The organism is Kitasatospora putterlickiae (assembly GCF_039527695.1).
GTDB lineage: Bacteria > Actinomycetota > Actinomycetes > Streptomycetales > Streptomycetaceae > Kitasatospora > Kitasatospora putterlickiae.
In genome coordinates this window covers 1-13391 of the sequence record NZ_BAAAKJ010000392.1, presented here as the reverse complement: position 1 = coordinate 13391, position 13391 = coordinate 1, and the positions used below count along the sequence as shown (strand labels likewise).

The following is a 13391-nucleotide window of genomic DNA, read 5'->3' as shown; positions in this document are numbered from 1 at the left end:
GCGCCCGCCACCGCGCCGCCCGCCCCGCCGGTGCTGCCGCCGCTGGCGCCCGGCACCCCGGTCGAGGTCGCGTACGGGCCCCGCACCGGCCGCGGCGTCGCGCTGACCTTCCACGGCAGCGGGGACCCGGCGCTCGCCACCGCCCTGCTGGAGACCGCCGAGCGGCGCGGCGCGGGGCTCACCGTGCTGGCCGTCGGCAGCTGGCTCGACCAGCAGCCGCAGATGGCCCGGCGGATCCTGGACGGCGGCCACGAGCTGGGCAACCACACCCAGAACCACCAGAACATCTCCACCATGACCCCGGACCGGGCGCGCGCCGAGATCGCCCAGTGCGCGGAGCGGCTGCAGCGGCTGACCGGCTCGATCGGCCGGTGGTTCCGCCCGTCGGCCGCCCAGTACGCGACGCCGATGGTGCGGGAGCAGGCGAAGGCCGTCGGCTACGAGCACGTGCTCTCCTTCGACGTGGACCCGCGCGACTACGCCGACCCGAGCGCCGCCGAACTGCAGCGCCGGGTGCTCGGCTCGGTGCGCGGCGGCTCCGTGGTCGCCCTGCACCTGGGCCACCGCTGCACGGTCGACGCGCTGCCCGGCATCCTCGACGGCCTCACCAGGGCCGGCCTGACCCCGGTCACCGCGAGCCGCCTGTTCGCCTGAGCCCGGCGCCCCCTCGGCCGCGAGCGGTCAGCCCATGGGGTCGTCGGGCCCGTACGGGCGCAGCCGCAGGGCGCGGGCGTCCGCCTCGCGGATCTCGTCGGCGCGGCGGACCAGCTCCTCCAGGTTGTCCCGTCCGGCGTGCAGGAAGCGCCCGTGCAGCGCGTCGAAGCGTCCCCGGGCGGCGTCCACGGTGACGGCGACCATGTACGGGATGGAGCCCCAGGTCGTCGTGTCGCGGAACATCGGCATGGCGGCGGTCATGTCGGTGGCGACCGCGCCGGGGCTGATGTCGAGGATCACCACGTGGTGCTCGGCGAGCGAGTCGGCGAGGTTGTCGGAGAGCTGGAGCAGCGCGCCCTTGGAGGTCGCGTACGCCGTGTAGTGGCCGTCGGGGCGCAGCGCGAAGCCGGAGTTGAGGTTGACGACGCGGCCGCGTCGGCGGCGGACCATGCCGGGCAGGACGCGGCGCAGCAGGTTGTAGGGGCCGCGCAGGTTGACCTCGACGACCTGCCACCACTGGTTGACGTCGGTCTCCCAGAGCGGGACCTCGGCGGCGTCGATCTGGCCGGCGTTGTTGACCAGCAGGTCGACGGAGCCGAGGTCGCGTTCGACGACGCGGACGGCCTCGCGGACCGAGCCGGGGCGGGTGACGTCGGCGGCGACGGCGACGCCGCGCGAGCCGTGCCGTACGCACTCCTTGAGGGTGTCGGTGAGCGTCTCCTGGGTACGGCCGACGAGGCCGACGGCCATGCCCTCGGCGGCGAGGCCGATGGCGAGCTCCCGGCCGATGCCGCGGCCGGCGCCGGTGATCAGGCCGACCTGTCCCGTGAGCGATCCCGTCGGCATGCCCGTGCTCCCTCCGTCCGGCCAGGACCACCCGCGGTCCGGCCCCGCATTCTGCCGCCCGGCGGGCCTGGACGGGGCGCGAGCGCCCCCGCGACGCGGGCGGACCCACCCGTTCGGGGGAAGGCGCGGGGCGGCGGGTCGCCCGGGGAGGGGATGACCTACTCGCCGGTAGGGAGTAGTAACGTCGTCGGGACGGTGCACCGGTCCGCACATACCGGTGCACCCGAACCGCCGAACAGCACCTGCTGGGCCATCTGTCGCTGGGCGACCCCCAGCACCACCGAAGGGCAACTGAGTGAGTGACATCGCGCGCGTCGGAGTGATCGGCTGTGGACTCATGGGGTCGGGCATCGCGGAGGTGTTCGCCCGGGCGGGGCTGGAGGTCCTGGTCGCCGAGGCCACCGGGGAGGCGCTGGAGTTCGGGCGCGCCCGGCTGACCAACTCGCTGGACACCGCGGTCAAGCGCGGCAAGCTGACGCAGGAGCAGCGCGACGAGGCGCTGTCCCGGCTGGCGTTCACCGTCGACCTGACGGACTTCGCGGACCGCGACCTGGTGGTCGAGGCGGTCGCCGAGCGCGAGGACGTCAAGGTGAAGATCTTCGAGACGCTGGACCGGGTGGTGGAGCGCCGGGACGCGATCCTCGCCTCGAACACCTCCTCGATCCCGATCGTGAAGCTGGCCGCCGCCACCTCGCGCCCGGGACAGGTGATCGGCCTGCACTTCTTCAACCCGGCGCCGGTGCAGAAGCTGGTCGAGGTGATCCCGACCCTGACCACCTCGGCCGCCACCACCGACCGGGTGGAGGCGTTCGCCACCGAGGTGCTGCGGAAGTCCCCGATCCGCGCCCGTGACCGGGCCGGCTTCGTCGTGAACGCGCTGCTGGTGCCGTACCTGCTGTCGGCGGTGCGGATGTTCGAGTCGGGCGTGGCGACCGCCTCCGACATCGACAAGGGCATGGAGGCCGGCTGCGCCCACCCGATGGGCCCGCTGCGGCTGTGCGACCTGATCGGCCTGGACACCGTCGTCTCGATCGCCGAGTCGATGTACGACGAGTTCAAGGAGCCGCTGTACGCCGCTCCCCCGCTGCTGTCGCGGATGGTGGACGCGGGCCTGCTGGGCCGCAAGTCCGGCCGCGGCTTCTACGACTACACGGCGACCGCCTGACCGCGTCGGCGGCGCGCGTGACGGGGCCCGGGAGCGGTATCCATCTCCCGGGCCCCTGGTGTGCCACCCAATTGCTGCGCACCGGCACGTTTAAGGGTGTGGGTCAGTTTCACAGCGTCGCTCTGCCATTAAAGCTACCGCGCCATGGAGAGGCGCAGACGGGAGTCGAACCCGCAACCTACGCTGTAGCGCACACCCGGTCGATCCGGCGCTCGGCGGCGAATGCTGAGACTTGAGCGAGAGTCTGAGTCTTACGGGGCGCCTCTGCCACTTGGGCCACCCCGGCACGTGGTGCCGGAGGAGGGATTCGAACCCCCACCGTTTCCCCGGTATCAGCTTCAACCTCAGTTTCAGCTTGCGCTTTTCGCGCCACCCCCGGTCTCACCCGGGGGGCTCATGGGGCTACCCGAACAGGTAGCCGAACACCGCGTCGCCGACCCGCCGGTCCTCGACCTCCGCGCCGTTGGCCTCCTCGCGGGCGTACTGGACGGCCTGCTGGAGCTTCTCGACCCGCTCCAGCAGCTCGTTGACCCGCCGGGCGGGCAGCGCGCCGGAGAACTTCACGGTCGTCCAGTAGCCGATCGCGACGTCCTCGTAGTAGACCTCGACCTGCGCCGGGTGCTTCTCGGTCGCCTCGGCCTTGACGTGGTTGCGCGGCACCTTCCTGGTGCGGATGGTGCGCACGGCCTCGGTCTTCCAGGTGTCGGTGGACGGGTCGTGGCTCCAGGACTCGGCGGCGTCCAGGACGGGCAGCTTGCGGACGAAGGTCCGCAGGTCGGTGAGCTGCTTCTCCAGGAAGAGCAGGTAGCTGACCGGCACGGCGGCGACCAGCGTCCGGCCGTCGACGACGACGTCGGCGCGGGCCTCGGTGTTGGCCCAGTCCTTGGTCGCGGTGACGTCGAACAGCCGGGTCAGGGTGGTGGCCGTGGCCCGCAGGACGTCCTCGGCCATGACCTGGACACGGGTGGACTCGGGGGGAAGCTGCTCGCCCTCCTCGTCCTTGGGCTGGTACGTCCGGGAGATGCCGGCCAGCAACGGGGGCTTCTGCAGGTCCTGGTGGGACTGCGTCAGCTCCTGGAAGGACTTCGACTTGACGCCCTTTTCGACGGCGATGATCTGGTTCAGCTTGGCCACGCCGGGGACGCTATCAGCGCGCTCGTTCGAGCGTCATCCGATTTAACGCCCCCGGCGACGGCGGCGGACGGTCAGCTGTTGATGACGTAGCTGTCGCCGTAGACCTTCCACCTCAGCGGCGGGTTGAGGTCGAAGTTCCCCGCGTTGAGGAAGACCAGCTGCTCGGTGTCGACCCGGCTGGTGTCGGCGTGCGCCTCCTCCTGCTTCATGACGACCTTGCGGGCGTCCAGGAAGGCCTTGAGGTAGGTGGCCTCGTCGCCGCCCTGGGCGGGGGTCCTGGCCTTCTTCATGGCGGCCGCGCGGATGCCGCCGAAGCTGTCGGAGCCGCTGCCGGGGCCGTGCATGACGATGGCGTCGTAGTAGATGAACTGGCCGAGCGCGCGCAGGCCGTCGGCCTTGCCCTGCTTGACCGAGGGGTTGAAGTAGACCCGGTCGCGCTCCTCGTTCTGGGCCTGCTGGAAGACGGTGTCCTTGGCGGCGGTGACCCAGTCGCGTTCGAAGGCGGAGCCGAGGCCGGAGTGCGAGTCGGTGCCGTTGACCCTGCGCAGCGCCGGGAGGTACTTGGCGAGGATGTTGCCCGGCTTGAGGTCGGTGTAGTGCTCGACGAGTTCGAGCATGTCGCCGGTGCCGGAACAGAAGCCGATGATGCCGGCGGTGTAGCCGCGGCCGTCGTTGATGTCCTCGATGTACTTGTACTGGGCCTTCCAGTCGAGGGAGGAGTTCTCGGCGCTGGACACCAGCTGCATGGCGATGTCCTTCTTGTGCGGGTCGTCCAGGCCCACGGCGGCGAGCCGGACGGTGCCCGCGGCGGGGGCGGCGTGGACGGCGCCGGCGGCCGCGACGGTGGCCGGCGCGGCGACCAGCAGGGCGGCGAGGGCGAGGCGGACGGTGCGGGCGGTGCGGTGCTGGGTACGCATCTGACGCTCCGTTTCCCTGATCCGGCATGGGGGTGGCCGGACTCGTGAGAGTTAGGAAAGTTTCCTAACTTGATTGAAGCGTTCACGCCGGGCGTGGCGCAAGGGGGTTGCCCCCAAGGGCGCGCGAAAGGGGGCCCCGGCCGGATGATCGATCCGACCGGGGCCCCCTTCTGACGACGCGTCAGGCGCCGCGCAGCACCGCGCCGGTGCGGGCGACGGCCTCGGCGACGGCCGCCTCGCGGGCGGCGCTCGCCTCGTCGGCGGTCAGCGTCCGGTCAGCGGCGCGGAACCGCAGCGCGTACGCCAGCGACTTCCGGCCCTCGCCGACCTGCTCGCCGGTGAAGACGTCGAACAGCCGGATCGCCTCCAGCAGTTCGCCGGCCCCGGCGCGCAGCGCGGCCTCCACGTCGGCGGCGAGCACCTCCGCGTCGACGATCAGCGCGACGTCCTGGGTGGCCACCGGGAAACCGGAGACCGCCGGGCCCTCGACCCGCGCGGCGCCGTCGGCGGCCAGCAGGTCCAGGTCCAGCTCCATCGCGCAGGTGCGCTCGGGCAGGCCCATCGCCTTGACGACGCGCGGGTGCAGCTCACCGGCGTGGCCGGCCACGCGATCGGTGCCGGCCACCACCAGCTCGGCGCAGCGGCCCGGGTGCCACGGCATCAGCCGGCCCTGACGGACGGTGAGCTCGACGCCGGCGGCGCCGGCCACCGTACGGGCGGCCTCGACGGCGTCCGCCCAGGTCGCCGGAGCGCCCTTGCCCCACCAGCCGGACGGCAGCCGCTCGCCGGCCAGCGCGACGGCGACCCGGCGCGGCTGGTGCGGCAGCGCGGCGTCCAGCGCGGCCAGCTCCTCCTCGCTGGGCCGGCGGTCGACGGCCGGGCGCGGGGCGACCGACAGCTCGTCCTTCGGCAGGAACACCGTGCCCGTCTCGAAGATCGCCAGATCGGTGTTGCCGCGGCCGACGTTGCGGCGCAGCGCCCCGAGCAGGCCCGGCAGCAGCGTGGTGCGCAGCCCCGGCTCCTCGTCGTTGAGCGGGTTGACCAGGGTGACGGTGCGCCGACGGGAGTCCTCCGGCTCCAGGCCGAGCGCCTCGAAGGAGGCCTCGCCGACGAACGGGTAGTTGTTGACCTCGACGTAGCCCGCGCCGGCCAGCGCGACGCCGACCCGGCGGTGCGTCCGCTGGGCCTCGGTCAGGCCCTTGCCCGGCGGGACGGTGGGCATCCGGGCGGGGACGTTGTCGTAGCCCTCCAGCCGGATGACCTCCTCGGCGAGGTCGTACGGGTCGGTGAGGTCGGGGCGCCAGGTCGGCGGGGTGACCTCCAGGACGTCGGCGCCGGCGACCGAGCAGCCGATCTCCTGCAGGCGCCGGGTGACGGTCTCGCGGCCGTACCCGGTGCCGGCGACCCGGTCGGGCAGGTCGGCGGCGATGGTGATGGTGCGCACCGGGTGCGGGGCGGCGATGTCGGTGACGCCCGCCTCGGCGGTGCCGCCGGCGATCAGCACCAGCAGGTCGACGGCGCGCTGCGCGGCGGCGCGGGCGGCCTCCGGGTCGACGCCGCGCTCGAAGCGCTTGGACGCCTCGGAGGGCAGCTTGTGCCGCTTGGCGCCACGGGCGATGGCGACCGCGTCGAAGTGCGCCGCCTCGATGATCACCTCGGTGGTGCCCGGGCCGGCGGCCGGGTCGAGGATCTCGGTGGAGGCGCCGCCCATGACACCGGCCAGGCCGATCGGGCCGCTGTTGTCGCAGATCAGCAGGTCCTCGGCGGACAGCGCGCGCTTGACGCCGTCGAGGGTGGTGAGGCTCTCGCCCTCCTCGGCCCGGCGGACCACGATGGGGCCGTCGACGCGCTGCTTGTCGTAGGCGTGCAGCGGCTGGCCGACCTCAAGCATCACGTAGTTGGTGATGTCGACGGCCAGCGAGATCGGGCGGATGCCCGCCTTCTGCAGCCGGCGCTGGAGCCAGATCGGGGACTTGGCGGCCGGGTCGAGGCCGACCACGGTGCGGGCCACGAAGCGGTCGCAGCCGGCCGGGTCGTTGACCTTGACCAGGTAGCCGAAGGAGTTGGCCGGCGGCACGTCGAGCAGCGCCGGGTCGGCCAGCGGCAGCCCGTACGCGGCGGCGGCCTCGCGGGCGACGCCGCGCAGGGACAGGCAGTAGCCGCGGTCCGGGGTGACGGCGATGTCCAGCACCTCGTCGACGAGCTGGAGCAGCTCGATCGCGTCGGTGCCGGGCTCGTACTCGGGCGGGAGCACGATGATGCCGTTGTGGTCGTCGCCCATGCCGAGCTCGCGGGCCGAGCAGATCATGCCGGCCGAGGTCTGGCCGTAGGTCTTGCGCGCGGAGATCGGGAACGGGCCGGGCAGCACGGCGCCGGGCAGGACCACGACGACCTTGTCGCCGACGGCGAAGTTGTTGGCGCCGCAGACGATCTCCTGCGGCTCGCCGGTGCCGTTGGCGTCGCCGACGTTGACGTAGCAGTGCCGGATCGGCTTCTTGAAGCCGGTCAGCTCCTCGATGGAGAGCACCTCGCCGACCACCAGCGGGCCCTTGAGGTCGCCGCCGAGCTGCTCGACGGTCTCGACCTCCAGGCCGGCCCGGACCAGCCGCTCGGCCACGTCGCGGCCGGTCTCGCCGGCCGGCAGGTCGACGTACTCGCGCAGCCAGGAAAGCGGGACGCGCATCAGATCTCCATCCCGAACGGGAGGGTGAAGCGCACGTCACCCTCGACCATGTCGCGCATGTCGGCGACGTTGTGACGGTTCATCAGGATCCGCTCCAGGCCCAGGCCGAAGGCGAACCCGCTGTAGCGGTTGGGGTCCACGCCGCAGGCGACCAGCACCCGCGGGTTGACCACGCCGCAGCCGCCGAGCTCGATCCAGCCCTCGGAGCCGCAGGTGCGGCAGGGGCGGTCCGGGTTGCCGACCGACTCGCCGCGGCACACGAAGCACTGCAGGTCGATCTCGGCGCTCGGCTCGGTGAACGGGAAGTAGGAGGGCCGCCAGCGCAGCTCCAGGCCGTCGCCGATCAGGGTCGAGACCAGCTGCTCGATGGTGCCCTTGAGGTCGGCGAAGGTGATGCCCTCGTCCACCGCCAGGCCCTCGACCTGCCGGAAGACCGGGGTGTGGGTGGCGTCCAGCTCGTCGGTGCGGTAGACCCGGCCCGGGCAGACGACGTAGACCGGGGGCTCGCGGTGGAGCAGGGTGCGGGCCTGGACCGGGGAGGTCTGGGTGCGCAGCACCACGCCGGAGTCGGCGGAGCCGTCCGGGGCCTGGACGAAGAAGGTGTCCTGCATCGAGCGGGCCGGGTGGTCCGGGCCCAGGTTGAGGGCGTCGAAGTTGAGCCACTCGGCCTCGACCTCGGGGCCCTCGGCGACCTGGTAACCCATCGCGACGAAGGTGTCCTCGATGCGCTCGGCCAGCGTGGTCAGCGGGTGGCGGGCGCCACGCGGGGTGCGGTCGTAGGGCAGGGTGACGTCCACCGCCTCCTCGACCAGCACGCGGGCGTCCCGCTCGGCCTCCAGCTCGGCCTGCCGCTTGGCGAGCGCCTGGTTGACGGCGCCCCGGGCCTGGCCGATCAGCTTGCCGGCGGCGGCCTTGGCGTGCGGGGGGAGGGCGCCGATCTCGCGGTTGGCGAGGGACAGGGCGGAGCGGTCGCCGGTGTGGGCGACCTTGGCCTGCTTCAGCTCGTCGAGGCTGGTGGCGGCGGCGAACGCGGCGACGGCCTCGTCCCGGGCCGTCTCCACCACCTCGGGCTTGAGGGCCTCGACCTCGACCGGGTCGTACGACTTGTTGGGTGCCGACATCTCTATCTTCCCGTGCTCCTGCTCGTCCGTGCTCAGGTAAGGGGCTCGTGCCTTCGCGTCACGCCCGACGTGGCCGGGGCACGGGCAGCCGTTCTCCGAACGAGGGAGGCGGGGTGTCCGCGGCGCGGCCGCGCGGGGCGTTCCACAACGCCAAAGGTCGAGTGTAGTCGCAGCGCGTTGCGCGACCGCCGTCAAGCCCGTCCGGGGGACCGGCTACCGCATGCTCACAGCATGAAGTCGGGGATCCCGGCGGGCAGGATAAATCGGAACCGGGCGCCACCGCCGGGCGCGCGGTCGACGCGGATCGAACCGCCGTGGGCCTCCACGAGGCCCTTGACGATGTAGAGGCCGAGCCCGGTGCCGCCGCGCTTGGAGCCGCGCCAGAAGCGGGTGAAGACGCGCGGCACCGCCTCCTCGGGGATGCCGCCGCCTTCGTCGCTCACGGTGACCGCTGTTCCTTCCACGATGCGGGGCGGAGTGCCGGGGCGCTCCCAGACGGGGGCCTCGACGACCTCCTTGGCCGGTGCCACCTCGATGGTGACAGTCCCCTCGCCGTGGCGCACCGCGTTTTCCAGCAGATTGGCGAGCACCTGGTCGACCTTGTCGGGGTCGGCCCACAGCACGGTGAGCGGCTCGCTGACCCGGATGTCGAAGCGGTCCTCGGGGATGCCGGTGGCGACCTTGCGCTCGACGTGCCGGCGCACCGCGGCGGCCAGGTCGACGACCTGCTTGCGCAGCTCCAGCCGGCCGGCGTCGATCCGGGAGATGTCCAGCAGCTCGGCGATCAGCCGGGTGACCCGGTCGGCGTCGGCGTCCACCGTCTCCAGCATCAGCCGCTTCTGCCCGTCGGTGAACCGCTCCCACTTGGCGAGCAGGGTCGCGGTGAACCCCTTGACACTGGTGAGCGGCGAGCGCAGCTCGTGCGCGACGGTGGCGATCAGCTCGGCGTGGCTGCGCTCGGTGCGCCGGCGGGCCTCGGTGCCGCGCAGGGCGATCACCAGCCGCTCCAGCGGGCCTCCGGGGTGCGGGCGGACGTACCGGGCGGAGACCAGCACCTCGCGCCCGCCGGGCAGCAGCAGGTTGCGCTCCGGCTGGCCGGTGCGCACCGCCAGGCCGCCGTACGGGTCGGTCAGCTGCCACCAGCGGCGACCGTCGAGGTCCTCCAGCGGCAGGACGTCCTCCAGCTCGCTGCCGAGCGCCGCCTGCGGGGCGACGCCGGTCAGCCGGGCGGCGGCGCGGTTGAAGCAGACCACCCGGCCCAGTGCGTCGGCGACCACCAGGCCGTCCGGCAGATCGTCCGGGTCGAGCTCTGGCCCGCTGCCGACCATGGGTGTCCTCCCCGATTACCCACCGTGTCTTTCCCCCCACCGAGGCAGACCCTAGCGCCTCGCAGCGCCTGGTCATAGGTCCCGCGACGAGTTGCCGCCGCGGGCGGGCGCGCGGGTCAGCGCGCGGCGCGGCACCCGCCGGGCGAGCGCTGGGCACGGGCCGAGGCGTAGAGGCAGACGGCGGCGGCGGTGGCCAGGTTGAGGCTCTCGGCGTGCCCGTGGATCGGCACGCGCACGACTTCGTCGGTCAGTGCGCGGGTCTCCTCCGGGAGCCCCCACGCCTCGTTGCCGAACACCCACGCGCCCGGCGCGCCCAGGGTGCCCTCATCGAGCTCCTGGTCGAGGTCGCGCTCCCCCGCCCCGTCGGCGGCCAGCACCCGCACCCCGGCCTCGCGCAGCCGGCCGATCGCCTCCTCGACCGGCACGCCGACGGCGACCGGGAGGTGGAACAGGCTGCCGACGGAGGCCCGGACGGCCTTCGGGTTGTAGAGGTCGACGGAGGCGTCGGTGAGCACCACGGCGTCCGCGCCGGCCGCGTCGGCGGTCCGCAGCACGGTGCCGGCGTTGCCGGGGTCCCGCACGTGGGCGAGGACCGCGACCAGCTTGGGGCGGGCGGCCAGGACGTCGGCGAACGGGGTGTCGATGAACCGGCACAGCGCGACGATGCCCTGCGGGGTCACCGTGTCGCAGACGTCCGCGATGACCTCGTCGGTGGCGGTCAGCACCGGCAGCCCCTCGGCCAGCGCCGCCTCGACGATGCCGGCGTGCCGCTCGGCGGCCTCCGGCGTCACGTAGACCTCGACCACGGCGTGCTCGCCGGTGCCCGGCAGCCTGCCGAAGACGACGGCCTCCCGGACGGCCTGCGGGCCCTCGGCCAGGAAGCGGCGCTCCTTGGTGCGCTGGTTGCGCTTGGCCAGCCGGCGGGCGGCGACGACGCGCGGCGAGCGCAGGGAGGTCAGCAGGGGGGAGTCGGTGCTCGGCATGGTCTCGTTCTCTGGAGGCTCTGGAGGCGCTGAAGGAGGGCGTAAAGCAGGACCGGACCCGCAGGGGAGCCTGCGGGTCCGGTCAGAGCTCGACCGATCTCGGAAGATCAGGCGGCGTCCGCGGCGGCCTTCGGGGCGTTCACGTCGGCCGGCAGCGCCTTCTGGGCCACCTCGACCAGGGCGGCGAAGGCACCCGGGTCGTTGACGGCCAGGTCGGCCAGCATCTTGCGGTCGATCTCGACGCTGGCGGCCTTCAGGCCCTGCACGAAGCGGTTGTAGGTGATGCCGTTGGCACGGGCCGCAGCGTTGATGCGCTGGATCCACAGCTGACGGAAGTCGCCCTTGCGCTTCTTGCGGTCGTTGAAGTTGTAGACCAGCGAGTGGGTGACCTGCTCCTTGGCCTTGCGGTACAGGCGCGAGCGCTGGCCGCGGTAGCCGCTGGCGCGCTCCAGGATGACCCGGCGCTTCTTGTGGGCGTTGACTGCCCGCTTGACGCGTGCCACTTGATTACTCCTTGAGTTGGACCACGGACTGCTTCACGTGGTCCGTCATTCGAATGGGTCGGGAAGGATCAGCTGCCCCGCACGCGGCTCGCGCCGGGCGGGAGGGCGATCACTTGCCGAGAAGCTTCTTGATCTTCTTGGCGTCGGCGGGGGCCAGCTCGATCGTCCCGGCCAGCTTGCGGGTCAGCGTCGAGGGCTTGTGCTCCAGGAGGTGGCGGCGGCCGGCGCGCTCGCGCAGCACCTTGCCAGAGCCACTGATCTTGAAGCGCTTGCTGGCGCCACTGTGCGTCTTCTGCTTCGGCATTTCGCCGTATCTCCTCGTCGGTCCGTCCACGCCCGCGCGGTGTGCGCCGCGCGGGCGTGAAGGATGGATCTGCGGTGACCGGGCGGGGCGCCCCGTCACCCTGGTGGCCGGTCTCCCGGACCTCCTGGCCTCGGAAGGTCAGGCGCCCTGGGAGGCCTCGGCCGGCTGCTCGACCGGAGCGGCGGCCTCGGGGGCCTCCGCCTCGGCGGCGGCGTCCTGGGCCTCAGCAGGCTCGACGGCGTCCTGGGCCTCAACAAGCTCGGCGGACTCGGCCTCGACGGCGTCGTCCTCGCCGGCGGCGTCGGAGCCGGGGGTGCGGCCCTGACGCTCGGCCTTGCGGGCGTCGGCGGCGGCGCGGGCCTCGGCCATCGCCTCGGTCTTCTTCTTGTGCGGGCCGAGGACCATGATCATGTTACGGCCGTCCTGCTTCGGCGAGGACTCGACGAAGCCCAGGTCCTGGACGTCGTCGGCGAGCCGCTGGAGCAGACGGAAGCCCAGCTCGGGGCGGGACTGCTCACGACCGCGGAACATGATCGTGATCTTGACCTTGTCGCCCTGCTTGAGGAACCGGACGACGTGACCCTTCTTGGTGTCATAGTCGTGCGGGTCGATCTTCGGCCGGAGCTTCATCTCCTTGATGACCGTGTGCGCCTGGTTCTTGCGCGCCTCACGGGCCTTCATGGCCGACTCGTACTTGAACTTGCCGTAGTCCATGAGCTTGCACACCGGCGGCCGGGCGGTCGCCGCGACCTCGACCAGGTCGAGGTCGTACTCCTGCGCGAGCTCCAGCGCCTTGGCAAGCGGCACGATGCCGACCTGCTCGCCGCTGGGACCGACGAGTCGCACCTCGGGGACGCGAATCCGGTCGTTGATGCGGGGCTCGGTGCTGATGGGGCCTCCTCGGTTGCACCTTCTGCGATGCGGCCGTCGGACGGCGGTCGCACGTAGTGGACTCGACCACTGGGCGGGGCTTCATTCGTGCTGCGCTGTACCCGGCTCCGTTCGGCCGTTCACACCGCGACACGAAAAAAGCCCCGCTCGGTACAAGCGGGGCTCCACACAACCGGGGGCGGCACCCGGTGAGGGGCGCTGCGGCGACCGTCGGCGCGCTGGGCGCCCGTCGCGGACCGGGACCCGTCGACCGTGAGGCCGATCAGGTGGGAGACTTTCGCGGTTGCCCTCTCGGGCCTCCTGGGTGGAGCCTCCACTTGCTGGCCGGACCTCCGTGAGGACGTCTGGCCGGTCAGTCTCGAAGCATACAGCGCCAGGGGGTCGAACGCTATTCCGCCCCCGCGCGCCCCGGCTTGTACGCTCCCTCTGTACGGACACCGGCACGACGGAACGAGCCCCCCTTGAGCAGCGAGCCCACCCAGAACCCCGCCGCGGACGACGAGGCGATCGGCTTCGACGACCTCACCCGGGACATCGCCGAGGTCCCGGCCGTCGAGGTGATCACCACCGTCGCGGTGCACCTGATGAGCGCCGCCGCCGTGAAGTGCGGCCTCGCCGAGGGCGGCGAGAAGGACAAGGACCTCGACGAGGCTCGCAAGCTCATCACCGCGCTGGCCGGACTGGTCACCGCCGGCGCCCCGGAGATCAGCAACTTCCACGCCGCGCCGCTGCGCGACGGCCTGCGCTCGCTGCAACTGGCCTTCCGCGAGGCCTCGATCGTCCCGGACGCCCCGGGTGCCGGGCCGGGCGAGAAGTTCACCGGTCCGGTCTACTCCTGAGGCCACCGACGGCGGTCGGCCCG

The 13391-nt window shown here is 72.5% G+C and carries 13 protein-coding genes; 3 read left to right on the top strand and 10 right to left on the bottom strand.

Annotated features, from left to right (window positions below; all coding sequences use genetic code 11):
- On the top strand, window positions 1–654 hold a 654-nt coding region (locus ABD308_RS33910), incomplete at its 5' end, for a polysaccharide deacetylase family protein (protein WP_344343591.1).
- Between the two features lie 27 nt (window positions 655–681).
- Here ABD308_RS33910 and ABD308_RS33905 read toward each other — a convergent pair.
- Entirely contained in the window at window positions 682–1500 is an 819-nt protein-coding gene (locus ABD308_RS33905) for an SDR family NAD(P)-dependent oxidoreductase (RefSeq protein ID WP_344343589.1), read from the bottom strand.
- Window positions 1501–1795: 295 nt separating this feature from the next.
- Here ABD308_RS33905 and ABD308_RS33900 point away from each other — a divergent pair, with 295 nt between their 5' ends.
- Window positions 1796–2665 (top strand): 3-hydroxybutyryl-CoA dehydrogenase, encoded by an 870-nt coding sequence (locus ABD308_RS33900; protein WP_344343587.1) that lies wholly within the window; start codon window positions 1796–1798, stop codon window positions 2663–2665.
- A 402-nt stretch (window positions 2666–3067) separates the two neighbouring features.
- On the opposite strand, the gene ABD308_RS33895 is transcribed toward ABD308_RS33900, so the two are convergent.
- From ABD308_RS33895 to infC, 9 genes are all read right to left on the bottom strand, one after another.
- A complete protein-coding gene (locus ABD308_RS33895; protein WP_344343585.1) occupies window positions 3068–3799 on the bottom strand; it encodes a DUF7873 family protein in 732 nt (243 codons plus the stop codon).
- Window positions 3800–3870: 71 nt separating this feature from the next.
- Window positions 3871–4716 (bottom strand): chitosanase, encoded by an 846-nt coding sequence (locus ABD308_RS33890; RefSeq protein WP_344343583.1) that lies wholly within the window; start codon window positions 4714–4716, stop codon window positions 3871–3873.
- 181 nt (window positions 4717–4897) lie between these two features.
- On the bottom strand, window positions 4898–7399 hold the full coding sequence (gene pheT / locus ABD308_RS33885) for a phenylalanine--tRNA ligase subunit beta (RefSeq protein ID WP_344343581.1): 2502 nt from the start codon (window positions 7397–7399) through the stop codon (window positions 4898–4900).
- A complete protein-coding gene (gene pheS / locus ABD308_RS33880) occupies window positions 7399–8520 on the bottom strand; it encodes a phenylalanine--tRNA ligase subunit alpha (RefSeq protein WP_344343579.1) in 1122 nt (373 codons plus the stop codon). The genes pheT and pheS overlap by 1 nt, the downstream gene beginning before the upstream one ends.
- 224 nt (window positions 8521–8744) lie before the next feature.
- Window positions 8745–9848, bottom strand: coding sequence for a sensor histidine kinase (locus tag ABD308_RS33875; RefSeq protein WP_344343577.1), 1104 nt, complete (start codon window positions 9846–9848; stop codon window positions 8745–8747).
- A 116-nt stretch (window positions 9849–9964) separates the two neighbouring features.
- The gene (locus tag ABD308_RS33870; RefSeq protein ID WP_344343575.1) at window positions 9965–10831 is read right to left on the bottom strand and encodes a TrmH family RNA methyltransferase; all 867 of its coding nucleotides are present in this window, start codon (window positions 10829–10831) and stop codon (window positions 9965–9967) included.
- Window positions 10832–10938: 107 nt separating this feature from the next.
- Entirely contained in the window at window positions 10939–11334 is a 396-nt protein-coding gene (gene rplT, locus ABD308_RS33865; protein ID WP_030395970.1) for a 50S ribosomal protein L20, read from the bottom strand.
- A 109-nt stretch (window positions 11335–11443) separates the two neighbouring features.
- Window positions 11444–11638 (bottom strand): 50S ribosomal protein L35, encoded by a 195-nt coding sequence (gene rpmI / locus ABD308_RS33860; RefSeq protein WP_045701618.1) that lies wholly within the window; start codon window positions 11636–11638, stop codon window positions 11444–11446.
- Between the two features lie 138 nt (window positions 11639–11776).
- Window positions 11777–12529, bottom strand: a complete 753-nt coding sequence (gene infC / locus ABD308_RS33855) for a translation initiation factor IF-3 (RefSeq protein WP_344343593.1) — start codon at window positions 12527–12529, stop codon at window positions 11777–11779.
- 461 nt (window positions 12530–12990) lie between these two features.
- Here infC and ABD308_RS33850 point away from each other — a divergent pair, with 461 nt between their 5' ends.
- Window positions 12991–13368, top strand: a complete 378-nt coding sequence (locus ABD308_RS33850) for a DUF1844 domain-containing protein (RefSeq protein WP_344343568.1) — start codon at window positions 12991–12993, stop codon at window positions 13366–13368.
- The last annotated feature ends 23 nt before the right edge of the window (window positions 13369–13391 follow it).

What these genes read in the sequence shown, in the direction of transcription:
- rpmI (WP_045701618.1), bottom strand. Translation starts at nt 11,638, where the DNA reads ATGCCGAAGCAGAAGACGCACAGTGGCGCCAGCAAGCGCTTCAAGATC.
- ABD308_RS33870 (WP_344343575.1), bottom strand. Translation starts at nt 10,831, where the DNA reads ATGCCGAGCACCGACTCCCCCCTGCTGACCTCCCTGCGCTCGCCGCGC.
- ABD308_RS33875 (WP_344343577.1), bottom strand. Translation starts at nt 9,848, where the DNA reads ATGGTCGGCAGCGGGCCAGAGCTCGACCCGGACGATCTGCCGGACGGC.
- pheS (WP_344343579.1), bottom strand. Translation starts at nt 8,520, where the DNA reads ATGTCGGCACCCAACAAGTCGTACGACCCGGTCGAGGTCGAGGCCCTC.
- pheT (WP_344343581.1), bottom strand. Translation starts at nt 7,399, where the DNA reads ATGCGCGTCCCGCTTTCCTGGCTGCGCGAGTACGTCGACCTGCCGGCC.
- ABD308_RS33890 (WP_344343583.1), bottom strand. Translation starts at nt 4,716, where the DNA reads ATGCGTACCCAGCACCGCACCGCCCGCACCGTCCGCCTCGCCCTCGCC.
- ABD308_RS33905 (WP_344343589.1), bottom strand. Translation starts at nt 1,500, where the DNA reads ATGCCGACGGGATCGCTCACGGGACAGGTCGGCCTGATCACCGGCGCC.